Origin of the sequence: Pseudomonas sp. NBRC 111139 (assembly GCF_001753955.1) — a bacterium.
In the GTDB taxonomy this organism is placed as follows: Bacteria; Pseudomonadota; Gammaproteobacteria; order Pseudomonadales; family Pseudomonadaceae; genus Aquipseudomonas; species Aquipseudomonas alloputida.
The window spans coordinates 54,043-77,054 of record NZ_BCBP01000014.1; the positions used below are offsets into that span (position 1 = coordinate 54,043).

General features: G+C 54.0%; 19 protein-coding genes and 2 pseudogenes. 5 read left to right on the forward strand and 16 right to left on the reverse strand.

Annotated features, from left to right (window positions below):
* Positions 1-84 precede the first annotated feature (84 nt).
* The 5 genes from BJQ17_RS00330 to BJQ17_RS00350 are packed head-to-tail and all read right to left on the reverse strand — an operon-like array spanning position 85 to position 3,968.
* Positions 85-717 (reverse strand): SCO family protein, encoded by a 633-nt coding sequence (locus BJQ17_RS00330; protein WP_003253019.1) that lies wholly within the window; start codon positions 715-717, stop codon positions 85-87.
* Positions 714-1,607: a heme o synthase gene (gene cyoE, locus BJQ17_RS00335; protein WP_004575259.1), complete on the reverse strand. Its 894-nt coding sequence runs from the start codon at positions 1,605-1,607 to the stop codon at positions 714-716. Before cyoE ends, BJQ17_RS00330 begins: the two co-directional genes overlap by 4 nt.
* Positions 1,592-2,671 (reverse strand): heme A synthase, encoded by a 1,080-nt coding sequence (locus BJQ17_RS00340; RefSeq protein WP_070095346.1) that lies wholly within the window; start codon positions 2,669-2,671, stop codon positions 1,592-1,594. Before BJQ17_RS00340 ends, cyoE begins: the two co-directional genes overlap by 16 nt.
* Before the next feature lie 9 nt (positions 2,672-2,680).
* Positions 2,681-3,262, reverse strand: a complete 582-nt coding sequence (locus BJQ17_RS00345) for a hypothetical protein (RefSeq protein ID WP_003253026.1) — start codon at positions 3,260-3,262, stop codon at positions 2,681-2,683.
* Entirely contained in the window at positions 3,231-3,968 is a 738-nt protein-coding gene (locus BJQ17_RS00350; protein ID WP_070095347.1) for an SURF1 family protein, read from the reverse strand. The genes BJQ17_RS00345 and BJQ17_RS00350 overlap by 32 nt, the downstream gene beginning before the upstream one ends.
* Positions 3,969-4,019: 51 nt before the next feature.
* Here BJQ17_RS00350 and BJQ17_RS00355 point away from each other — a divergent pair, with 51 nt between their 5' ends.
* Entirely contained in the window at positions 4,020-4,223 is a 204-nt protein-coding gene (locus tag BJQ17_RS00355; RefSeq protein ID WP_003253030.1) for a twin transmembrane helix small protein, read from the forward strand.
* Between the two features lie 31 nt (positions 4,224-4,254).
* Here BJQ17_RS00355 and BJQ17_RS00360 read toward each other — a convergent pair whose 3' ends face one another.
* Genes BJQ17_RS00360 through coxB form a run of 4 tightly spaced genes read right to left on the reverse strand, consistent with a single transcriptional unit; the run spans position 4,255 to position 8,495 of the window.
* Positions 4,255-5,142, reverse strand: a complete 888-nt coding sequence (locus tag BJQ17_RS00360; protein WP_003253033.1) for a cytochrome c oxidase subunit 3 — start codon at positions 5,140-5,142, stop codon at positions 4,255-4,257.
* Positions 5,143-5,158: 16 nt separating this feature from the next.
* Positions 5,159-5,725: a cytochrome c oxidase assembly protein gene (locus tag BJQ17_RS00365; protein WP_003253035.1), complete on the reverse strand. Its 567-nt coding sequence runs from the start codon at positions 5,723-5,725 to the stop codon at positions 5,159-5,161.
* Between the two features lie 9 nt (positions 5,726-5,734).
* On the reverse strand, positions 5,735-7,324 hold the full coding sequence (ctaD, locus tag BJQ17_RS00370; RefSeq protein ID WP_003253037.1) for a cytochrome c oxidase subunit I: 1,590 nt from the start codon (positions 7,322-7,324) through the stop codon (positions 5,735-5,737).
* 43 nt (positions 7,325-7,367) lie between these two features.
* Positions 7,368-8,495, reverse strand: coding sequence for a cytochrome c oxidase subunit II (gene coxB / locus BJQ17_RS00375; RefSeq protein ID WP_003253039.1), 1,128 nt, complete (start codon positions 8,493-8,495; stop codon positions 7,368-7,370).
* A 369-nt stretch (positions 8,496-8,864) separates the two neighbouring features.
* Between coxB and BJQ17_RS00380 the strand changes: the two genes are divergently transcribed.
* Entirely contained in the window at positions 8,865-9,506 is a 642-nt protein-coding gene (locus tag BJQ17_RS00380) for a hypothetical protein (RefSeq protein ID WP_064615135.1), read from the forward strand.
* Between the two features lie 283 nt (positions 9,507-9,789).
* Here BJQ17_RS00380 and BJQ17_RS00385 read toward each other — a convergent pair whose 3' ends face one another.
* From BJQ17_RS00385 to BJQ17_RS00395, 3 genes and pseudogenes are all read right to left on the reverse strand, one after another.
* A complete protein-coding gene (locus tag BJQ17_RS00385; RefSeq protein WP_070095348.1) occupies positions 9,790-11,322 on the reverse strand; it encodes a SulP family inorganic anion transporter in 1,533 nt (510 codons plus the stop codon).
* A gap of 192 nt (positions 11,323-11,514) precedes the next feature.
* On the reverse strand, positions 11,515-12,234 hold the full coding sequence (locus BJQ17_RS00390; protein WP_003253046.1) for a carbonic anhydrase: 720 nt from the start codon (positions 12,232-12,234) through the stop codon (positions 11,515-11,517).
* A 303-nt stretch (positions 12,235-12,537) separates the two neighbouring features.
* A pseudogene (locus BJQ17_RS00395) lies at positions 12,538-13,374 on the reverse strand (PA0069 family radical SAM protein); the annotation flags it as partial.
* A gap of 38 nt (positions 13,375-13,412) precedes the next feature.
* On the opposite strand from BJQ17_RS00395, the gene BJQ17_RS00400 reads away from it, so the two are divergent.
* The 3 genes from BJQ17_RS00400 to BJQ17_RS00410 all read left to right on the forward strand — a co-directional run bounded on the left by BJQ17_RS00400 (position 13,413) and on the right by BJQ17_RS00410 (position 17,724).
* Positions 13,413-15,035, forward strand: coding sequence for a recombinase family protein (locus BJQ17_RS00400; RefSeq protein WP_083284998.1), 1,623 nt, complete (start codon positions 13,413-13,415; stop codon positions 15,033-15,035).
* A gap of 278 nt (positions 15,036-15,313) precedes the next feature.
* Positions 15,314-15,730, forward strand: coding sequence for a plasmid mobilization relaxosome protein MobC (mobC, locus tag BJQ17_RS00405; protein ID WP_070095350.1), 417 nt, complete (start codon positions 15,314-15,316; stop codon positions 15,728-15,730).
* Positions 15,731-15,741: 11 nt separating this feature from the next.
* Positions 15,742-17,724, forward strand: a complete 1,983-nt coding sequence (locus BJQ17_RS00410) for a relaxase/mobilization nuclease domain-containing protein (protein ID WP_175442700.1) — start codon at positions 15,742-15,744, stop codon at positions 17,722-17,724.
* Positions 17,725-17,758: 34 nt separating this feature from the next.
* Here BJQ17_RS00410 and BJQ17_RS00415 read toward each other — a convergent pair whose 3' ends face one another.
* The 4 genes and pseudogenes from BJQ17_RS00415 to BJQ17_RS00425 all read right to left on the reverse strand — a co-directional run bounded on the left by BJQ17_RS00415 (position 17,759) and on the right by BJQ17_RS00425 (position 22,954).
* Positions 17,759-18,634, reverse strand: coding sequence for a RepB family plasmid replication initiator protein (locus tag BJQ17_RS00415; RefSeq protein ID WP_070095352.1), 876 nt, complete (start codon positions 18,632-18,634; stop codon positions 17,759-17,761).
* A 1,182-nt stretch (positions 18,635-19,816) separates the two neighbouring features.
* Positions 19,817-20,533: a hypothetical protein gene (locus tag BJQ17_RS00420; protein ID WP_070095353.1), complete on the reverse strand. Its 717-nt coding sequence runs from the start codon at positions 20,531-20,533 to the stop codon at positions 19,817-19,819.
* Between the two features lie 116 nt (positions 20,534-20,649).
* Positions 20,650-20,889: pseudogene (locus BJQ17_RS29535) on the reverse strand (radical SAM protein); the annotation flags it as partial.
* Positions 20,890-20,959: 70 nt separating this feature from the next.
* The gene (locus tag BJQ17_RS00425; protein ID WP_070095354.1) at positions 20,960-22,954 is read right to left on the reverse strand and encodes a M3 family metallopeptidase; all 1,995 of its coding nucleotides are present in this window, start codon (positions 22,952-22,954) and stop codon (positions 20,960-20,962) included.
* Positions 22,955-23,012 lie beyond the last annotated feature (58 nt).

Sequence of the window (23,012 nt, forward strand, 5' to 3'; positions counted from 1 at the left end):
ACGCAAGGCCGCTCCCACAAAGTAAGGCGTACGCCGATCCGTGGCCTTGTGTCGCGAAAGGCCTGCGCAGCAGGCCCAGCACTCTCAATCCCGCTTGACCAGCCCCGGCAACTGCGCCCCCAGCTTCTGGTTGTTGAACGGCGCCCGAATGAACCCACGCTGTCGCCCATCCGGCCCGACAATCGCCAGGTTACCGCTGTGATCCACGGTATACCCCGGCTTGCTGGTATCCGCCGGAATGAACGGAATGCTCAAGGCATTGGCCAGCTTCTGGGTATCCTCGATCGACCCCGCCACGCCGACAAAGTCCTTGTCGAAATAGCCCAGATACTGCTTCAGCTGGTTCGGCGTGTCGCGGTTAGGGTCCACGCTCACCAACACCACCTGCAGCCGGTCGACGGCATCCTTGGGCAGCTCGCTCTTCACCTGGCGCAACTGGGCCAGGGTGGTCGGGCAGATGTCCGGGCAGTAGGTGTAGCCAAAGAACAGCAGCGACCATTTGCCCTTGAGGTCATCCATCTGCACCGGCTGGCCGTCCTGGTTGGTCATGGTGACATCAGCCACGGCGCGGCTCTGCGGCAGCAGGATGATGCCCGCATCAATCAGCTCGGCAGGGTTGGGCTGGTCACGACCATTAAGCACCTTGTTGACGGTCAGGCCCAGGATCAACGCGACCAGGGCAACGAGGATGAAGACGGTTTTCTGGGTTCGGGTCATAGGCTCAGCAACAGGTAGTGGTCAAGGAGCAACGCGATGAACAGCGCGAACAGGTAGCCGATAGAGTACTTGAAGGTGCCGATCGCCGCGTGCGGCCGGCTGCTACGGTACAACACCCAGGCCCAATGCAGGAAGCGCAGGCCCAAGCCCAGGGCACAGGCCAGGTACAGCGGGCCACTCATGTGGATGGCATACGGGAGCAGGCTCACCGCCAGCAGGATCAGGGTGTACAGCAGGATATGCAGTTTGGTGTAGCGCTCGCCGTGGGTCACCGGCAACATCGGGATATCGGCCTTGGCGTATTCCTCCTTGCGGTGGATGGCCAGCGCCCAGAAATGCGGCGGGGTCCAGGCGAAAATAATCAGCACAAGCAGCAAGGGTTCGGCGCTGACATGGCCGCTTACCGCCACCCAGCCGAGCAACGGCGGAGCGGCACCGGCCAGGCCACCGATGACGATGTTCTGTGGCGTGGCGCGCTTGAGAAAGCCGGTGTAGAGCACCGCATAACCGAGTAATGAGGCCAGGGTCAGCCAGGCGGTGAGGGCGTTGGTGAACACCAGCAGCAGGACCATGCCCAGCAGCGCCAGGGCCAAAGCGAACAACAGCGCCGGCAGGGGCTCGACTCGGCCTTGGGCCAAAGGCCGTTTGTGGGTGCGTGCCATCAGCGCATCGATGCGCCGATCCACCACATGATTGACCACCGCTGCGCCACCCGCGCACAGGCCGATGCCCAGGTTGCCGAACAACAGCACGCTCCAGCTGACGCCCGCCCGGGTGGCCAGGAACATGCCCGCCAGCGAGGTGATCAGCATCAGCACCACCACCTTGGGCTTGGTCAGCTCAAGGTAATCGCGCCAGCGGGCCCGTCGTACGCTTAGAAGCGTCGCCACGAGTCGTTCCTCATGTGATGGGAAATGCCCACCCCGACCACCGGCCGCAGACGCCAACCATGACCGACACCCATACGAACCTTGTCGACCACTCGAATGCGGTAGTTCACCAGCACCATGCTCAGCAGCAGCATCGCCCCGCCGGCATTGTGCGCAACAGCCACCGCCAGCGGCAGGTGGAACACCACGTTGCTGATGCCCAGGCCCACTTGCAAGGCCAGCGCCAGCAGCACCAGCCGCGCCAGGCCGGGGAGACCACAGCGGTGCAGCTTCCAGCTGAGCATCAACAGCACACAGGTCACCAGCAGCGCGCCCAACCTGTGGCTGATGTGGATGGCCGTGCGCGCATCACTGTCCAACTGCCCGCCAAGGTAATTGGGGCCGACGTGCTGGGTCAGGTGGAAGCCGTTGCTGAAATCCGCCGCTGGCCACCACTGGCCATGGCAGGTCGGCAGGTCGATGCAGGCCACGGCTGCGTAGTTGGCGCTGACCCAACCGCCCAGGGCAATCTGGCCGATTACCACCAGCAGCGCCAGTGCAGCGATCCGGCGCAGGCTCAGCGGCAGTTTCGGCAAGGGCGCAAAAGCCCGGGACAGACGCAGAGACAACAGGAACAGCAAGCTCAACGTGGTAAAGCCACCCAGCAAGTGCGCCGTGACCACCTGCGGCCACAGCTTCAGGGTGACCGTCCACATTCCGAAGGCTGCCTGGGCCAACACCACACCCAGTAGCAGCATCGGCAGGCGATAAGGCTGCCCATCGCGGGCATGCCGGCGCATTGCCTGGAACGCGAGCAGGGCGATCACCACGGCCAGGCTACCGGCAAAGTAGCGGTGGACCATCTCCGCCCAGCCCTTGGCAGCTTCCACCGGGTGCTCCGGAAAGTGCAGCTCGGCATGGGCCAACTGCGCGTCAGTCTTGGGCACGCTGATAAAGCCATAGCACCCCGGCCAGTCGGGGCAACCGAGGCCTGCGTGGGTCAGGCGGGTATAGGCACCAAGCAGGACGACCAGCAGTGCCAGCAGGGTGGCGAACACAGCAAGGCGAAATCCAGGTCTGGCCATGGCAGGCTCCTAGCCGATGTTGGACAGCTTGAGCAGGTGGCGCAGGTCATCCAGCACATGCTTGCCGTTGACCTTGCCGTCGTAGCGCAGCACCAGGTTGCCGTGCGGGTCGACGATCCACAGCTGCGGGCCGGGCTCGACAACCTTCTGCTGATAACGTTGCGCATCCAGCGGGTAGCGCTGCAACTGCGGGTACTCGCGGCCAAGCAGTGCCTGATAGTCGGCGCTCAGCGGCTGGGCGGCGGCCAGCGCATGGCTGGCGCGGCTGGCATCACGCCCCAGCCCGACCTGAATCTGCCGAGCCAGGTACACCAGGCGCTGACAGTCTTCGGTGCAGGCCTGGGGCGCGCTGACCAGCAACTGCCAGCGCTCGTCCTGTCCCGCCACGCCGAGATCGGCACGGCTTTCCCCATTGCCAATCATGGCGCCATGGTAGCTGCGGCCTTCCGGCACCCAGAATTTGAGCTTGTACATACTGGTGGCCAGAACCATCGGCCCAAGCACCACCAGCAGGATCAGTAACAGCTGCAAACGCCCACGGGCTCTGGGCTTGCTACGTTCAGGCACGTCCAGTGGAGTGGCGGTGGCCATGGCGTTTCTCCTTGTTTTGGTGCCAGCCGAAGTAGAGGTAGAGCAGAACCAGAGCGGTAGCCAGGGCAAACCACTGCACGGCGTAGCCCACGTGTTTTTCGGGGCTCATGGCCACAACCGGCCAGTCCAGGCGATAGCTCGCAGGGCCCGGCTCCAGGCGCAATTCCTGAGCGAAGCCTTCGCGATCAAGCTGTTGCCATAGCAGCGCAGCATCGATAGCGGTCAACAGATGCGGCCATTGCCCACCGATGGGGTCCGGGTGCAGCTGGAAGGTGCTACCGGGCGCGACATACACAGAGGCATCCAGCGCCAAGGCCTCGGCAGGGGTTTCGAAGTGCACCGGCACCCGGCGGTCCAGCCATGGCAGCCAGCCACGATTGATCAGCAACCACAGGCCGCTGGCTTGGTCGTGGAAGGGCTGCAGCAGCTCGACACCGGCTTTTCCGTCGCGCATGCGGTTGTCCAGCAGCACGCTGTGCTCGGCGTCGAAGCGGCCATACAGGTGCACACGGCGGAAGGCGTTGTCTTCTTTCGAGAGGAGCTGGGCGGTGGCGATCGGCGCTTCAACCCGCCGTTCCGCATAGGTGGCCAGCAGCACGCGCTTTTCCTCGGCACGGCCGAGTTGCCAGCAACCAAGCGCAATCAACCCTGGCAGCAGTGCAAGCACCACCAGCGTCGGTACCCAGCCTGGGCGAAACGGCCTCACGGGCGCCTCGCTATACTTATCCACATCACCGCATCCCCCCGGAGTAACGCCATGCTCAAGGCCGCGATTGTCCTGATGCTGTTGGCCACGATTGCCAGTCTGTTCAGTGGCCTGGTGTTTCTGGTCAAGGATGATGAAAACTCGACCCGCCTGCTCAAGGCCCTGACCGTACGGGTCACCCTGGCAGCCTTGACCATAGGCCTGGTCGCCTGGGGCTTGATCAGCGGTCAGCTGGTCTCCCACGCCCCTTTCTGAAGCGCTCACCCACCCCTACAGGGTTTCGTATTCACAACACATAGACAAAGATGAACAACCCCACCCACACCACATCGACGAAGTGCCAGTACCAACTGGCTGCCTCGAAGCCGAAGTGTTTTTCTGGGTTGAAATGCCCGCGCAAAATACGCACGAACATCACAATCAGAATGATCGTGCCCAATGTCACGTGGGCACCGTGAAACCCGGTAAGCATGAAGAACGTCGCACCGTAGATCCCTGAGCCCAGTGTCAGCCCCAGCTTGGTATAGGCCTCGTGGTACTCGAAGGCCTGCAGCGCGATGAAGCTGATGCCCAGAACAATGGTCAGCGCCATCCAGAATTTCAGCGGCCCGCGGTGGTCACGGCGCAAGGCGTGGTGGGCAATGGTGATTGTCACACTGGAACTGACCAGCAGGATGGTGTTGATCAGCGGCAGATGCCACGGGTCGATCACTTCCTTGGGCGGCGGGAACAGCTTGGGGTCGGGGGTGTGCAGTAGCGGCCAGGTGAATTCGAACGTTGGCCACAGCATGTGCGCAACACCTTTGGCCCCTTCGCCTCCCAGCCACGGCCCCGCCAGTACGCGGACATAGAACAGCGCGCCGAAGAACGCCAGGAAGAACATCACTTCAGAGAAGATGAACCAGCTCATGCCCCAGCGGAACGAGCGATCCAGCTGCGGGCTGTACAACCCGGCGCGGCTCTCCTTGACCACTGACCCAAACCAGCCGAACAGCATGTAGGCCAGAAACAACGCACCCACGAAGAAGATCAGCGGCCCGTGCGAATCCGGGTGGCCCGCCTTCATGTCGTTGAACCAGGTGCCCAGGCCGAATACCGTGATGAACATGCCGATGGTGGCGATGATCGGCCATTTGCTCTGCGCCGGAACGTAGTAGTGCTCATGACTTGCCATTGCTGTTCTCCTTCCCTTAACGGGCGCCCTGGACGTCCTGCGCCGCAACGTGCGCGACCGGCGGGTGGCGAGCGGTGATGTCGAACAAGGTGTAGGCCAGTGTCAGGTGCTTCACGCTGGCCGGCAGGTCGCGGTCGACGATGAAGCGCACCGGCATCTCGATGCGTTCGCCGGGCTGCAGCACCTGCTGGGTAAAGCAGAAGCACTCGGTCTTGTGGAAGTAGGCCGCGGCCTCGGCCGGGGTAATGCTGGGTATTGCCTGCGCACTCATCGGCCGGTCGGTCGGGTTGTGAGCAATGAAGATCATCTGGTTCACCGCGCCCGGGTTGACCTCCAGCTGGTCGGCAGTGGAGTAGAAGTCCCAGACCATGTCGCTGGCATTGGTCGACATGAACTGCACCCGCACAGCACGCGTCGGGTCACTGACCTGGCTACCTTCGTATTGGCCGCCGGTCTTGCCGTTGATACCGAACGCTTTGCACATGACGTCGTAGATCGGCACCAGCGCGAAGCCGAAGGCGAACATCACCACCGTCAGCATCAACAGGCGCGTTACCAGGCGTTTCACCGACAGGCCGTTCATGGCGGGTTCCTATTTCACTTCCGGGGGTGTCTGGAAGGTGTGGTAGGGCGCAGGCGAGGGTATCGACCACTCAAGGCCCTCGGCGCCATCCCAGGGTTTGGCCGGTGCCGGCGCGCCACCGCGGATGCACTTGATGACAATGAACAGGAAGAAGATCTGCGTGGCGCCGAACATGAACGCGCCGATCGACGACACCATGTTGAAATCGGCGAACTGCAGGTTGTAGTCGGGGATGCGCCGTGGCATGCCGGCCAAGCCTACGAAGTGCATGGGGAAGAAGGCCATGTTCATGCCGATGAACGACAGCCAGAAGTGCAGTTTGCCGAGGGTTTCGTCGTACATGTGGCCAGTCCATTTCGGCAGCCAGTAGTAGGCCGAGGCAAAGATGCCGAAAATTGCACCAGGCACCAGTACGTAATGGAAATGCGCCACCACGAAGTAAGTGTCGTGGTACTGGAAGTCCGCCGGGGCGATCGCCAGCATCAACCCGGAGAAACCACCGATGGTGAACAGGATGACAAAGGCGATGGCGAACAGCATCGGCGTTTCGAAGGTGAGCGAACCTTCCCACATGGTGCTGACCCAGTTGAATACCTTCACCCCGGTGGGCACGGCAATCAGCATGGTGGCGTACATGAAGAACAACTCGCCGACCACCGGGATGCCGACCACGAACATATGGTGGGCCCAGACGATGAATGACAGGAAGGCAATGGCGCCGGTGGCATACACCATCGAGGTATAACCGAACAGCGGCTTGCGCGAGAACGCCGGGATGATCGAGCTGACCGCACCGAAGGCGGGCAGGATCATGATGTACACCTCAGGGTGACCGAAGAACCAGAACACATGCTGGAACAGCACCGGGTCACCGCCACCTGCGGCACTGAAAAAGCTGGTACCGAAGTGGATATCCATCAGCATCATGGTTACCACGCCGGCCAGTACTGGCATCACCGCAATCAGCAGGAACGCGGTAATCAGCCAGGTCCAGACGAACAGTGGCATTTTCATCAGCGTCATGCCGGGGGCACGCAGGTTGAGGATGGTGGCAATCACGTTGATCGCCCCCATGATCGAGCTGATACCCATCAGGTGGATGGCGAAGATGAAGAAGGTGACACTGGCTGGCGCATAGGTGGTGGAAAGCGGTGCGTAGAACGTCCAGCCAAAGTTCGGCCCTCCGCCCGGGCTGAACAGCGTCGAGACCAGCAGCAGGAAGGCCGCCGGCAGCAGCCAGAAGCTGAAGTTGTTCATCCGTGGCAGGGCCATGTCAGGCGCGCCGATCATCAGCGGAATCATCCAGTTGGCCAGGCCGACGAAGGCCGGCATCACCGCGCCAAACACCATGATCAGGCCATGCATGGTGGTCATCTGGTTGAAGAACGCCGGTTCCACGATCTGCAAACCCGGCTGGAACAGCTCAGCGCGGATCACCATGGCGAACGAGCCACCCAGCAGGAACATGATGAAACTGAACCACAGGTACATCGTGCCGATGTCTTTATGGTTGGTGGTCAGCACCCAGCGCATCAGGCCCTTGGCCGGGCCGTGCGCATGGTCATGGCCGTGGGCGTGGTCGTCGATCACTGCACTCATGTCCTGTCTCCTGCAATCCATTGATTGCCGCGAGTAACCCGGTTCACTTGGCTTCTGCCTGCTTCAGCGCCAGCACGTCCTTCGGCGTCACCATGTCGCCTTTGTTGTTGCCCCAGGCATTGCGCTCGTAGGTGACCACAGCAGCGATGTCGACTTCCGACAGCTGCTTGCCGAAAGCGGCCATGGCCGTGCCGGGCTTGCCATGGAAGACAATGCTCAGGTGGCCTTCCTTCGGCCCGGTGGCAATCTTCGAGCCTTTGAGCGCCGGGAACATTGGCGGCAGGCCCTGGCCTTCGGCCTGGTGACAGGCCACGCAGGTGGTGTGGTAGACCTTGTCGCCTCGCGCCACCAGCTCTTCCAGGGTCCATTCCTTGCTGGTCAGCTCCTTGAGCTTGGCGGCTTCAGCCTTGCGCTCGCCAAGCCAGGTGTCGTAATCGGCCTTGGACTTGACCTCGACCACCACCGGCATGAAGCCGTGGTCTTTGCCGCACAGCTCGGTACACTGGCCGCGGTAGATGCCTGGCTTTTCGATCCGGGTCCAGGCTTCGTTGACAAAGCCTGGGATGGCGTCGCGCTTGACCGCGAAGGCTGGCACCCACCAGGAGTGGATCACGTCGGCAGCAGTGACCAGAAAGCGCACTTTCGCGCCCACCGGCAGCACCAGCGGCTGGTCGACTTCCAGCAGGTAATGCTCATCCTTGGGCGCCTTGTTGTGGATCTGGTCGGTGGGGGTGGCCAGATTGCTGAAGAACTCCACGTCCTGGCCCAGGTACTTGTAGTGCCATTTCCACTGGTACCCCGTGACCTGGATGTCGATGTCCGAATCGCTGGCATCGTAGATGTCGATCAGCGTCTTGGTGGCCGGGATGGCCATGGCCACCAGGATCAGGAAGGGAACTACCGTCCAGAGGATTTCCACCCAGGTGTGCTCGTGGAAATGCGCAGCCTGCTGGCCGGTGGAGCGGCGGTGGATGACCATTGACCAGAACATCGCGCCAAACACCACGATGCCAATGATCACGCAGATCCAGAAGATGGTCATGTGCAGGTCGAAGACGGCGTTGGAGACTTCCGTCGCCCCTGGGTGCATGTTCACGGTCCAGGCGGCGTTTGCCTGGCCAAAAACCGACCACAACAGGAGGCCCATCCAGACATGTGGATGTCGCATCATTGCGGGTTCCCCTTCTAATTCTTGTTGTCCCGGAGGCGTGGCCTGCGGCAAGAGGGAACGGCGGTCAAGACTGCATGGCTTCGACGACCGAGCCCCTGCTAAAAGCAGTCGGGCCTCATCAACGAATCACGTTCACCGGGAGTATAGACAGCGACCAATGGCACGCAATGAAGCCTGTGAAATGAACTTCACGAAATAGCCAGATAGCCTGAAAACCGCGCGCTTGAGAGGTCATGGCTAAATAATGGCATCTGGTTATGCCAGACATAGCACACGTTTGCGCGGTTTATAACAAATACGTCTTAGGTATTCTGTATACCGAGCTAATTTAGTGTCTTCCGTTTGAAACGTAATGTCCCTGGAGTTGTCATGAACATCGCTGCTGTACGCGAGCAGGTAAGCCAAGCCCATCAACATGAAGGCCAGACCGGCCAATTGAAACAGCGTCTCGAGCTGCAACTGCCCCATCTGCACCCCTCGATCCAACTGCCTGAGCAGGACGCCCAGGGTACTTTGGCGCGCTTCGTCAGCGCCTACATCGATCAGGTTCCGGAACTGCTGGAGGCCGCCCACGAGGTCGCCCGCGAAGCCGGGATCGAATCGCAGATCAAACCTGTACTGAAAATTGCCGAAGCCTACTTCCTGCAGCCGCCCAGCGTGATGCAAGGGCATGTAGGCCTGGACTGCCTGCTGGATGAAGCCTACCTGGCGCACCGCCTGGTGGAGGAGGTGAATGACTTGTACATTCGCTACTTCCAGCAGCCGTTGATTCCGGTCGACACCACGGTCGCCAACCTGATTGCCCACCAGTTGATTGGCGAAAGCTTTGCCAACCAGCTGGATGAAGTGGTGCACCACTCGGTCGACGAAATGCTCAATGACGAGAGCTTTGCGGTTGAATCGGTGGAGGCTTATCGAGAGAAGCTGAGCAGCCCGGCAACTGGCGAGGCGTGGAAGCGCTGGCCGTGCCTGTCGCGCCAACTGGGTGTCGAGCTGGGTCAGCCGGCCTGATAGACCTGTAACGGCCTAGGTGCATCGGTGGTTCGGCGCAGGCCGTCGTAGGAGCGGGTTCACCCGCGAAAGGGCCGGCCCTGCTGGCCTATCTCCACCCGCCGATCACCGTTGCCGCCGCTACCGTATTCGCGGGTAAACCCGCTCCTACGCACATGCATCGGTGGTTCGCCACAGGCCGTCGTAGGAGCGGGTTCACCCGCGAAAGGGCCGGCCCTGCTGGCCAATCTCCATCCGCGGATCACCGTTGCCGCCGCTACCGTATTCGCGGGTAAACCCGCTCCTACGCCCCAGCCCCCGCTGTAGTCCGCAACCGCCCCTCGATCCGACGCTTCAGGCGCCGCTGCTCTATCAGCAACCGTGACCCATTGGCAGAATTGCTGCGGCTCCAGTCCTCCAGCAACTCAAGGCACGAGTGGTCGATATAGCTCAAGTTCCCCAGCGGCACATGCAGCGTGGTGCCCGCCGGTACGGTAACCAGCACCTGGGTCAGCGCCGGCACCTTCAGGAAGGTCGCCGCGCCACTGAGGCGCAGTTCCATGTGCCCATCCTTGGCCAGGCTCACCAGGTTGATCTTCAGCCGCGCCGCCTTGAACGCCAGCTTCAGCAAGGTCAGGGCAAAGCCCAGCAGCACACCGGTCAGCAGGTCGGTAAAGATGATCGCCAGCGCAGTCGCCGCGTAGGTGAACATCGGCATGCGCCCATAACGGCCCAGCCCGCGAAACGCCTTGAAGTCGACCAGTTTGACCCCGGTAAATACCAACACCCCCGCCAAGCTCGCCACCGGGATCTGCTGCAGCACGCTGCTCAGCGCCACCACGAAGGCCAGCAACCACAAGCCATGGAAGATTGCCGAGGCCCGGGTTTGCGCCCCGGCCTGGACGTTGGCCGAGCTGCGCACGATTACCCCGGTCATCGGCAGGGCACCCAGCACCCCGCACAGCATATTGCCGATGCCCTGAGCCGACAGTTCGCGGTCGAAGTCCGAGCGCTGGCCGCTGTGCATGCGGTCCACTGCTGCGGCCGACAGCAAGGTTTCGGCGCTGGCAATGAACGCCAGGGCAAAAGCGGCGACCAACAGGGCAGGGTCGGCCAGCTGCATCAGGTCCGCCGGACGAAGCCAGTCGATGGCCTCGGACAGGTCGGCCGGGACTTGCACGCGGTTCACCGGCAAGGCCAGCCACAGGCTGATAGCGGTCATGCTGGCCACGCCGAGTAATGCACCCGGCACGAAACGCAGCCGCTGCGGCCGCAAGCGCTCCCAGCCCCACATGATGGCGATGGTCCCCAGGCCCAGCGCACCGGCCATCCAGCCAGCGCCGGTGCTCTCCTGTGGCAGGGCTGCCGACAACGTTGCCGGGAACGCCAGCAGGTTCTGCAGGCCCGACGGTTGCGGCGCGGTATCGAACATCACATGCACCTGCGAAAGCACGATCAACACGCCAATCCCGGCGAGCATGCCGTAAACCACCGCCGGCGCGGTCACGCGGAACCAGCAGCCCAGGCGCAAGCGACCGGCCAGCAACTGCAACAGGCCGGCCAGCAACAGGATTGGCCCGAGCATGGCCATGCCGTGCTGGCGTACCAGCTCGAACACCAGTACCGCCAGACCGGCAGCGGGGCCGCTGACCTGTAGCGGCGACCCAGCAAGGAAACCGACGACAATGCCGCCGATAATCCCAGTAATCAGGCCTTTTGCCGGCGGCATGCCAGAAGCGATCGCAATGCCCATGCACAACGGCAGGGCCACCAGGAAGACCACCACCGACGCCAGCAACTCACGCGGCAGGGCCGCTTTCAACTGTGTAATGTTCACCGTGTTTCTCCTTTCTCTAGTCGCACGGCCATTCCCCTGGCCGTGGGCACGTTTGCCCCTGACAAGCGCGCAGGCGCGGGCCGCCAGCGAGCACGCCGGCAGGGCAGTCAGGGAATTCAAGGCAGCCGAATGCCGTGCCACACCCCTGCAGGGTGCAGCCGGCTATCAAGGTTCTAGCGGCGGACGGGTCGCTTAGTAGCGGCCTCTCGGAGTGGCGCAGGGAACGGGTTCACCCGCGGCCAAGGGCAGGAAGCTGTCGCTGGCGGCGTCGTAGGCTTCGATCTTGCTGGTCTCGATGTCGTACACCCAACCATGAATGAACAGCTCACCGGCTGCCAGGCGCGAAGCCACCGAAGGATGGGTGCGCAAGTGATGCAGCTGGGCGATGACGTTCTCTTTGGTCAGCACTTGCATCGTCTCGTGTTCGCTGCCGCAGGAGCAGTTGTTCTCGACCACGGTGCGGGCCACTTCAGCGTGGCGCAACCAGGCGCCAACGGTAGGCATCTTGGTCAGCGACTGCGGGTTGAGTACCGCACGCATGGCGCCACAGTCAGAGTGGCCACAGATGATGATGTGGTGAACTTTAAGCGCCATTACGGCGTACTCGATGGCGCTGGAAACGCCGCCGTTCATCTGGCCATAAGGCGGTACCACGTTACCCACGTTACGGGTCACGAACAGGTCGCCTGGCGAGCTCTGGGTGATCAGCTCGGGAACGATGCGCGAATCGGCACAGGTGATGAACATGGCGCGTGGTGTTTGCGCGGTGGCGAGCTTCTTGAACAGCTCTTGCTGATCTGGGAAAACATCATGGTGAAAGCGCAGGAAGCCGTCGACGATGTGCTTAAGGGCAGCATCGGCGCTTTCCGCGGGGACCTGCGGTACGACCTTGGATGGGTCCTTGACGGGCATGATTCATCCTCTTGACGGTGTGTAGGTAAATCCATTTTACCGGTGAAAGATTCAGGCTATGCAGGGTTTTAGATGACACGCACGGGCCATAGATCACAGTCGCTGCGGACTTATTACCTACGCTAGCGGGGAAAACTTAACTGAAACTTAATTCGAAGGCTCTAGAACGGGCGTTCCAGATGAAAAAGGCGGGAACTGGATAATAGCAAAAAAACATCAGCTGCCAATATGTATTAGCGCAATTATTGGTTGTTATTAGTTGCGTTGTGAGCAATGCGCAGCCCTTGGTGGGGCGGGTTCATGTCAGAACAGCGCCATCTGCCCACCCGGCGGGCAGAACGCCGAGCAATCCAGCGCCTGCGCCTCGCGCCCTTCGAAGTCCAGCCGTTTCATTGCCTTGGCAAAGCGCTGCGCCAGCAACTCGGCAAACACCCCTTCACCACGCATGCGCACACCGAACCGGCTGTCATACAGCTCGCCACCACGGCTCTGGCGGATCAGGCTCAACACATGCGCTGCCCGCTGCGGGTAATGATCCTGCAACCACTGCTCAAACAACGGCGCCACCTCCAGCGGCAGGCGCAGCATCATGTACGCCGCACTTTGCGCACCGGCCTCCTTCGCCGCCTCCAGCAGGCGTTCCAGCTCACTGTCGTTGATCATCGGAATCATCGGCGAACACAAAACACCCACCGGTACGCCCGCTTCACGCAATACCCGGATGGCCCTCAACCTCGCACCGGGTGAGGCCGCTCGGGGTTCGAGCACGCGCTTGAGGCCGTCGTCCAGCGTGGTCAGGCTGATCATCACTCGTGCCAGGCGCTGGCGGGCCATCTGGGCCAGCAGGTCGAGGTCGCGCAGCACCAGTGAACCCTTGGTGACAATGGTCACCGGGTGACGAAAACGCAGTAACACTTCGAGCAAGCGCCGGGTCAGTAACTGTTCCCGCTCAATCGGCTGGTACGGGTCGGTGTTGGAGCCCAGATTGATCGGCGCGCACACGTAGCCCGGTTTGCTCAATTGCTGTGCCAGCACCTCGGCGGCGTTGGTCTTGGCAATCAGTTTGGTCTCGAAATCCAGGCCGGGAGAAAGGTCCCAGTAGGCGTGTGAGGGGCGGGCATAGCAGTAGATACAGACATGCTAGGCTATACGTTCCATTGTTTCTGGCTGCTCAAAAAATGACCAAAAAATGTTATCCCTACGTTCGATTCTCATCTACACGTCAGGAGGATGGCAGCACCAGAACACGCCAGAATGAGCTTATAGACGCTTTCGTGTCCAAGCATAGCTTGGAGGTAGACAGACACCTTGAAGACGCCGGAACGTCTGCTTATCACGGTAAAAATGCCAGTGCTGAGGGTGTGCTCGGACAGTTCCTTCAAGAAGTCAGAAAAGGTGAAATCGAACGAGGTTCCTACCTGCTAATTGAAAACTTCGACCGCCTGTCAAGAGACAAGATTGTTCGTAGTAATAAGATTTTTACAGACCTTTTATTTTCTGGCATCAAGATTGTCATCCTTGATAGAAACAAGGTCTATGACGCAGATAACCTTGATGTTGGCGACTGGATTAATGCACAGGTAGAGTTTGGACGAGCTAACGCAGAGAGCAAGCGGAAAAGCGATTTTTCAAGTAAGGCTTGGAAATATAATCGTGAGAAAATGCGTGATGGTGAAATAGTCACTAAAAAAGTTCCAACGTGGTTGAAAGTTGAAAACAACACTTTCATCATTGATGAAGAAAAAGTCGAACGAATTAGAACGCTTTTCAAACTTTCTTTGTCGAAAGGTCTGCAAGAAGCAACCAAAGAATATAATCAACTATTCATTGAGAAAATTGCTATTCATCAAGCTCAATACCTATTGAGTAATAGAAAGTTAATCGGAGAGCATAGTCCGCAAAAAATCCATTACGATGAAAATGGAAAGCTTATGAGAAAAGATGAAGGGGAACCAATCCCTAACTATTACCCAGCTGTTATAGATGAGGAACTTTTCTTAAAAGCTCAGTCGGTCATTAAGTCAAGAAAGCCTTTCTCCGGAAGATACTCAAATCAACGATATAACGTCTTTCGTGACCTTATCTATTGCAAGTGGTGTGGTGGAACCATTAGGTATATGAACAAAGGAGAAAGGGATTATTTCATTTGCACAAACTCCATGACCGGCAAGTGTGACTTGAATAGTCATTTTGGTCAGCAATCCATTCGTGGTAAAAAACTATTCAATATGTTTTTTCGCTTCACCGATGGAATAAATATCGGCACATTATTAGAAGAAAACTCAAACGCCGATGAAGTCAAAAACTCAATTATGAAGTTGGAGAACAACAGAAACATAATCAACATCAGGCTTCATGACTTCAAATCTAAAATCAAAGCAATGATTATGGATGGCGAAGCCATTTCGGAGACTTACAATGAAATCATCATTGAACTAGAAAACTCCACCACCAGCATTGATGTAGAAATCGAAGACAAGAGAAAAGAGCTTGAACAAATCTTCTCATCATTCAAATCTTTCTATGACTTAAAAGATATTGATATTGAAAAAATCATCTATGACAAAACAGAGGAAGCAGTAGCGAAACGAGTTTCCTACAATAATGAATTGAAGAATATCATCAAACATATTCGCATTGACTTCTTAGATACTGTAATGGAAATAGAGTTCACTAACAAAATCGTGAGGCTTGTTGGTGGCGATGGCAACGTTCTTGAATACGAAAAAGACTTTGTGCCCGACGAAGACTTCACAACCATCTATAATTATGACAAGGACTATATCAATCCAGATGCTTAGGTTTTCACCAGATTGCTTTTGAAGGCTGCCTTTTGAGGTGGCCTTTTTTGTTTGTTGTCGTGGCAGTCCACTTCCTTTTTCAGATGGCACTCCACCAGCCATTGAAAACATTAAAATATATGTTACAACATTAGTAAGCATTCTATATACATGCGAGCAATAACAATGGAATGCCACTTCGTGGATTACCATTGTTGCTCGATTTTCTTCACTTCGTTTAGAAAATAAAAAGCAGGTGGAATGCCACCCTAATAATGACCAATCAAGGAGTTAATCACATGAATACAGAAGACACACAAAAACCAAAAAAAATACCTAATAGGAAACGTGCCAAGTCCCTCACGTTTAGAACAACGGATGAACATTTTGAAAAATTCAATCGTCTTGCGACTGAATTGGACTTAAACAAAAATGAGATAATCGAAAAAATTATTGATGATGGATTTGGCCAAACCATAGAAATAACATCCCCTGTATTGAAAGAGCTGTTTGACAAGTTTGATACTAAACTCAAAGAGCCGTTCAACAACCTGAACCAGATAGCCAAGCACATGAACAGTAACGAGGTTGTTCCTGCCAGCCTTTGGAAATCAATAGAAGAAATTGAAAAAACTTACAAGCTACTTAACACATATATAAGAGAGCAAAAACGTTACAAGAAAATAGAGAAGAACATAAGCACAGGAGAAAAATGATTAGGAAATATGTGAGCAGCCAACAGAACAAAAGAGGAACAAAAAAAATTGTCAATTACATTCTAAGAGACGAAGCATGTTGTCTTTTTGAAACTGACCTGTTGCATAGTCCGACAACATCCAAGAAAGATTTAGTCAATAGATTTTCAAGTGAGATTGACGATGATGTCAAATTTCACAATAGCAATAGAACAATAGGCTCTACTCAAAAAGTAAGAACGTATCACGACATTGTTAGCTTTCACACTAATGATGATATGAACCCACAGAAAGCATTACAGATTGCCAAAGAGCTTTATGAGAAAACGCATAACCTTTCTAATCGCAAATACTTTATGGCCGTTCACAATGATACTAATGAAATGCACGTCCACATAGTCTGGGCTGTTAGAGATAAGAATGGAAAAACCTACAAGCAAGACCATGATTATAGAGTGATAGAAAGAGAATGTGACAAATTAGAAAACAAACATGGATTGATTAAACCAAAAAACAGAATTGCCACCGACATGGATAAGTTGAACAACCATCCAGACCTTAAAGGAAAAAGTGAGGCTGTTAAAAAAAGAGCAGCGGCCAAGGCAATTAACAAGAAGTATTCCGAAAAGCTACCATCGTCCAATGAAAGAATGCTTGATGTTCGCGGTATACCCTCAAATAAAACACAGATGAAAGAGGCTTTAAAGCCTTATATTGATAAATCTTCAAGTCCTTCCGACTTTATAAACCAGATAACCGCGAATGGCTTTAATGTCATTCATAATGGTAAAACATCTTTCTCTATTCAGTTGGATGACCAGATATTCAAAGCGTCGGAATTAAACCTTTCCTATAAGACTTTAAAAGCAAAGCTCGGAGAAGATGAAGAGTTCGAAAAAACTTTATCTAAAAAGCATCAGGTGAAAAAACAGATTGAAGAGTGTTCATTGCTTTCCAGTAATACACAACCTGACTTTATGAGTAAGGTTCACTCGAAATCAACCTTGATGACCAGCTTCAAATATGAACAACACAATGACAAGGTTGAATATTTCTATAACACATACAACAGCAAAAAAGCTTTTGAGTATTACAAAGACCCGTCCAAGGTGCTTTTCAATGACACATCAAGAAAGTCAGCGAAAGCCGGTCTACAAAGACTTATGGCTGACACAACACCACCATCAGTCATCACGGTATCAGGCTCCGAGAAGTTCAGGCGAAATGCTTGGATAGAAGCCAAGTTAATGAAGATGGAAGAAAAAGGCGTTTCCTTCCAAGGCTACAAACCTACACCAGCAGATTTAGAAGAATTGAAGAAAATTCAGGAGCAATATGCTTCGATGAATAAGAAGGTAGAGCCTAAACCACAACCAGCACCCGAAGCCCCTACGGTGGCCGTTGAAGCACCTAAACCAGTTGAGCCTATTGCTCCACCTGTCATGCCTACACCCGTTCAAAACGCATCAGAGAAACCGCCAGAGACTACAAAGCAGGTTGTAGCCACCAATGACGACTTGATAGATGAGTTGATGAGAGAGTTTGAAACCCCCAACCATATACCAGTCGCAGAAGCTCCTACGGAAGCCATAGAGCCACCTAAACCAGATGAGCTTATAGCGAGTGACCTTTACACACCGATGACACCAGAGCCGCTTGCAGAGCCTGAAAATCACAAGATTGATGGCGACTATTCCACTTATGACACCAGCGAGCTATGTGATGAAATGGCAGATATAGTGAGCCGCATCGAAAGAAAACACTTTATTGGTAACAGCAGTAATGACATTGCAGGTCATAGAAAATGGGATGCTACACACCGTGATTATGTTCATTCAAAACCTGCCAATGAGCGAACACAATACTATTTGAGGCAAGAACTATATAGGGTTCACGATGAGATAAAAGATAGAAATCCAAAGCTTGCCAACGAGCTTGATAGTGAGTTTAAAAAATCAATGAAATACAACACAAGATTTAAGCCAGAGATACAAATCCAACCGGATAAAAAATAAAGCCCTATGGGCTTTTTTGTATTGCATAATTCAATTAAAAAGGAAGTTCTTCATCACATAACGATAAGTCATCAGTGATGTTTATTTCTTTTTCTTTTGGCTCAGGCAGTGGCTTCTCTCTTCTTTTCTTAAACTCGACCTTGTAAGCAACCAATTCCCTGCCGTCTTTAATCGGTTCTACACGCTTCAAAAAATCAATACTTATTAGTTCGTCGTGTGCTTTTTTTATACTTCTTAACGCTTCATTTTTTACCGATGTTCCTGCTTGTAATCTTGTTATTATGTCGCTAGTATTGAAAATAACTGCATCATCAAATCTATTAGTTAGGTAGAACATATATAGGGCCTTGGCATAATCGCCTTTTATTTCTTTGAACTCATCAAACTTAAAATTGAATATCAAGTCAGTGTCATGCTTGTAGAAGTTCTCAAACTCTCTATTAAACGTAATTACAGTGTTTTCTTTATCGTTTGCATCCTCCACAACATTATTCAACAAATGGCACTTGTAAGTGACGGAATCATATCTAAATTCAAGATAGAATTTCATCATGCTCTTCAAAGACTTTCTTAGTTTTTCTATGTAAACCTTCTTGTTGCTTGGATGAACCTTGTGGAATTTCATGAACTTCTTCATGTTTATAGTGAATGTTAGTTTATCCGATTTTAACTTCATTTGCAGGATGTAATAGAAAACATCAAAATCGAAATCAACGGATAGTGGTATGAAGTCCATTTCAACGTCTTCAAATGCATAAAGCCTTGCAATTTTGAGTATGACTCTCGGGCTCTTCGAGTTTTTTACTGATTGAAATATAGGCAAGTGAAGAATTGACTTGGCGAATGTCATATATGTATCTTGTGCGTAAATCTTTTTGTTGGTTTCATGCTGGTTGAATATTAGCTCCATTGGTGCTCCTTTTATTGTTTGTATACATATATAAAAGCACGGCATTGATAAATGTCAATAGAATAACGCCACATATATCAATAGCATTTTAATGCTACATATAACGCCACATGTATTTATGCGGGGCGTCACATGCATCCACATAGAACGCCCCATATGTCTGCATAGAACGCCACACATATCAACATAGAACGCCACATATATATACATATAACGCCACATATATGGGCCTAAAAAATGGCGTATTCTAAGCATAAAACAACCCTCTTAAATACCTTTAAATACTACTAATTACTCTAAAATACCTTTATTGATTTCAAATTTCATTTTTTGAGTTCAGCAGAGCACGCCCCATCCGGGGCTAAAACCATCTGGGAAAGGCGAACGAAGTTCGCAGATTTGAGAAGCGAAGCGAAACAAATCATAAAACGCAGTTTTTCAGTGGTTTGCTGCCGGATGTCTAACACTTTGAAGATTGAAATCAAAATCAAAGTCCCTTGCCCTATCGGGTTGAACTGGGAATAAAGTCAAAAGCATCTGGTAGCTTCGCTTTTAGAAAAGCAACGAAATGCTTTGAAAAATACAGCTCACGCAAATAGCGTTTTTAGAGTGGGTAAGCATTTAACGCTACCCTAATATCAATTAATTGAAATACTGAGTTTTATGGTCGTTTTTGTAAGTTGTGCTTTATTTTGAAATCGAGTGGTAGGGTTTGAAAATTTTCATTCTCGTAGGTGGCCTACCCCCCACGTTTTTTGATGAAATTAAACTGGGAGCGATTTTTAAGTGTGTCGATGATTTTTATTCGGGTGGTTAGTTGCAAAATGTAATTAAGTAAAATGCGAATAGAGTTGACCGGTAAATGTGAATAAGGTCGGACTATAAGTTTATTTTTGTTTTGCTATTGACAGTGTTTCTTGCCGTATTTAAGCCATTATTTGATAGTCGGAAAAATTGAAATATCAATAATTTGCCATAAAACCATAAAAAATTTTGGAATTTTTTTTGAAAAAGCATTTTAATGCTTGCAGAGCGAAGATGAGTTCTTAGGTCGAAGAAGACCTGTTTTTGGTTTAGTACTAATTTCACTTATAAATTATATGTGCTCAACTTTTACACTTGAACAAGTTCAAGCATAAAAATTGAGCTTGCCGGGTATAGGGCCAACCGCACCAATATCGGCTATTGATTTGGAGCATTGTAAATTACGTTCAACATTTCCCATGCTTCGGAAAAGCCAAACAAGTCGATTGCCTTATCTTTGTTTGTCTCATACGGCCATTCTTGATAGCGTGACAGGACGCTTTTACCCGATTTTAGTTGAGCAATAAGCATCTCTATTTGCTTATCTGTATATCCACTTTCGGCAGTAGCCGATATAGGGGCATTTTGGTCTACCCGGAGAGTAATATTAGACGAAGGAAAATGGTCATTACCTACGCTTATAAAGTGCGAACCATTTTTCCATATACCGATGGAAACACTATCCTTACCGATTGCACACCAGTGCGTGTCATCCATCCCGTCTTTCTTACACCTTGTGCTCCAATTCGTTACATGTAGGTCTTTGATAGTGTCTAATGTGCTTTTTTTATCACCTTGAATTGTGCCGCTACCGTCGCTGTAATAGATGCGATACTTTATGCCTTTGTAAACACCAGTCTCCGTGCGAAGCCGTTCGTTGGTGCTCAAATTTTTATAATTCATCCCTACACGGCATTTAATTTGTCCCCCATCAAACAGTGGGACATTCCTTTTTATAAGTTCATCAACGTCTACTATTGGTAGTTTTTTCTGATAGCCACTGTCGTATTCAGTCTTTGGACATACCACGTCTGCCGAAGCATGTTGACCCAGCATCATTAAAAATAGAATTTTTGCTAAAAAATCAACTTTCATTTATCACCCTTCCATGTGGGACATTACTAAGCATAACGATTGCGGATATTAGCATACTGTCCTAATGCCATAATTCTAACAAAATATTCTAAATACAAAAATGCGGCACCATTCACACAGCATAGCCAGCCATGTTCGCAGCCACGGTAGGGGTTGATGGAGCGATCGAAAGGGAGGTCGGGTGAAGTGTTGCGGCTGATCACCGACTTGGCTGTCTCGATCCGCACCTCGGTACCCTGGGTTTGCGGCACTTCCTGGTACCAGCCATCATCTTCCGCCACCGAATGACCAGGGGCAAAGCGGTTGTGTGGGTTGTGCGCCGTGCCACGGCCCTTTTGCGGTGCTGGAGGAATCATGGCTCACCTGAATACTGTACTCATATACAGTATCGCGCATGCCGGGATCTTTCCAGCACCTCTGGTCTGACTACTTCAGGCCATGCCAGCTGAGATACGCTGCCTGGCTCGATTGCCGCCCGAGAAACGCCTCGATGCCTTCACGCAATGGGCGCGATGCCCCTGGGGCGAACAGTGCTTCCTGCAGTGCCCGCCCCGTGGCTCCGTTCAACAGGCCCTCGGCTTCGAAGCGGGTGAACACATCGAAGGCATGCACATCCGACCACAGATAGGCGTAGTAACCCGCATCGTAGCCGTTCACAAGGTGGTCGAAGGCATGCGCCGGATGTTCAAAGTCAGCGAGTGGCCAGTAACCGCAACGCGCGCGGGCATCACCCAGTCGCTGTTCAAAGGTCCTGCCATCGTTTGGTGTGCCATGCAGGTCCATGTCGAACAGCGCCAGGCACAGATCACCCGCGATCTCCTCCACGCCCTGCTGCCGTAGCTGCCGCAGGCACTCATCGGCTTGCTCGCGGGATAGTTGGTGGCCGTCGTGCGTGCGCGCCGAGATCGCCACCAGGTAGTCCGCGTCCCAGACCCAACGTTCGAACAGCTTGCCGAACAACTCCACACCATCGGTGCCCAGCTCGGTCACATTGGACATGACGTGGTTCGTCGTACGTACCAGCAGGTGGTGCAGGGCATGGCCGAATTCATGGAACAGCTTGCGCAGTGACAAATGATCGAGCAACGGCTGCGAACCTGACAGCGCTTGCGGCACATCACTGAACACCACCACCGAGGCTGCCTGGCAGATACCCTCTGCATCGACCCGGCGATTCCTTACATAGGTGGTGAACACCGCGTCTGGCTGCTTGCCTGCGTGTTGCACGGCATCCAGATACAGAAAGCCAATGAAAGCGCTGTCCTGCCACACCTCGAACGGCTGCACGCTGTCATCCCAGACAGGCAGCGCTTTGGGCTGCAGCACTGCACCAAACAACGTCTGCGCCAATTGCTGCAACGCACTGACAACGGTATTCAGCGGGAAATAATCGCGCAGCGCTTCGGCAGGAAACTCGCTGCGCGAAGCACACCGCAGGTACTCGAAATCCCAGGGTTGGGGTTTGCCCAGGCCCTGCTCGGCAGCCCAACACTCCACCTGCGAACGCCACCGCAACATGGCAGGTCGCACATGATCGGCCAGATCGTGGAGAAAGCCGCGCACCTGAGCTACCGAACCCGCACTCTTCACCTGCAGGCTCTGCTCCAGATGGCCGGAATAACCGAGCAGGAGGGCCTTCTCCTCAAGCAATTGCGCCTGTTGCTGCAGATACGTGCGGTTGTCCTGTTGCCGATCATGGCTGACGCCACGGGCGTGAAAAGCCCGGTACACACGCTCACGGAGCTGGCGGTTGGCAGCATGTTTGAGCACCTCACGCGTAGTCACCGTGTCACACGCAATCAACCACCCCTGCTTACCTGCTTGCTGTGCGCTTGCAGCCAATTCGTCACGTACCCGCTGCGGGATGCCGCTCAGCTCCGCTTCATCGGTGATGTTCAACCCAGGCCGGTCGATGTTGCTGCGGAACGCCTCGCGTGCAGTGCCAATCTGCGTTTGAAGGTCTGCCAGATGCGCTTTGCCTGCGGTGTCGAGTAACGCCCCGCTAGCGGCGAACTTGTCCAGGTGCCAACGCAAAGTGGCACGCTTCCCGACATCCAGTTGCTTGCCGATGTCACTGCCGGCCAAGCGTGCATACAGATCATGCAAAACCGTGTTGGCGAATTTTTGCTCGAAGCGCGCCGTCACTTTCCCGTAGAAATCAATGATGGCGTTGGCCCACGCCGTATCCCGGCCGACCAGTGGTGAGGCGGCATACAACACTGCCAGCAGCCGGCTATCCAGCCCATCCAACGCCAGCACCATGTCATCCCAGGTGGGCATGGCCCGCTGGTTCAGGATGATGCGTTCGACACCTTGCTCGTGCGCCAACAGCACGGCAGCGAACGCCGCCTGCATGTTTTCGAGGGTGATGGAAGAGTAATCGACGGGGATATGGCTATCTTGCAGAAGAGGGTTGGCCATGGTGCATCACCTTGCTGATAGAAATGAGCAAGAGAGCTTGCATGGCCCGCGTGCGCCA

Coding starts and splice junctions, on each gene's coding strand:
- BJQ17_RS00420 (WP_070095353.1), bottom strand. CDS start 20,533: ATGAAAGTTGATTTTTTAGCAAAAATTCTATTTTTAATGATGCTGGGT.
- mobC (WP_070095350.1), top strand. CDS start 15,314: ATGAATACAGAAGACACACAAAAACCAAAAAAAATACCTAATAGGAAA.
- BJQ17_RS00380 (WP_064615135.1), top strand. CDS start 8,865: ATGAACATCGCTGCTGTACGCGAGCAGGTAAGCCAAGCCCATCAACAT.
- BJQ17_RS00345 (WP_003253026.1), bottom strand. CDS start 3,262: ATGGCCACCGCCACTCCACTGGACGTGCCTGAACGTAGCAAGCCCAGA.
- BJQ17_RS00340 (WP_070095346.1), bottom strand. CDS start 2,671: ATGGCCAGACCTGGATTTCGCCTTGCTGTGTTCGCCACCCTGCTGGCA.
- BJQ17_RS00360 (WP_003253033.1), bottom strand. CDS start 5,142: ATGGCAAGTCATGAGCACTACTACGTTCCGGCGCAGAGCAAATGGCCG.
- coxB (WP_003253039.1), bottom strand. CDS start 8,495: ATGATGCGACATCCACATGTCTGGATGGGCCTCCTGTTGTGGTCGGTT.
- BJQ17_RS00355 (WP_003253030.1), top strand. CDS start 4,020: ATGCTCAAGGCCGCGATTGTCCTGATGCTGTTGGCCACGATTGCCAGT.
- BJQ17_RS00390 (WP_003253046.1), bottom strand. CDS start 12,234: ATGCCCGTCAAGGACCCATCCAAGGTCGTACCGCAGGTCCCCGCGGAA.
- BJQ17_RS00425 (WP_070095354.1), bottom strand. CDS start 22,954: ATGGCCAACCCTCTTCTGCAAGATAGCCATATCCCCGTCGATTACTCT.
- BJQ17_RS00415 (WP_070095352.1), bottom strand. CDS start 18,634: ATGGAGCTAATATTCAACCAGCATGAAACCAACAAAAAGATTTACGCA.
- BJQ17_RS00400 (WP_083284998.1), top strand. CDS start 13,413: ATGACCAAAAAATGTTATCCCTACGTTCGATTCTCATCTACACGTCAG.
- ctaD (WP_003253037.1), bottom strand. CDS start 7,324: ATGAGTGCAGTGATCGACGACCACGCCCACGGCCATGACCATGCGCAC.
- BJQ17_RS00330 (WP_003253019.1), bottom strand. CDS start 717: ATGACCCGAACCCAGAAAACCGTCTTCATCCTCGTTGCCCTGGTCGCG.
- BJQ17_RS00365 (WP_003253035.1), bottom strand. CDS start 5,725: ATGAACGGCCTGTCGGTGAAACGCCTGGTAACGCGCCTGTTGATGCTG.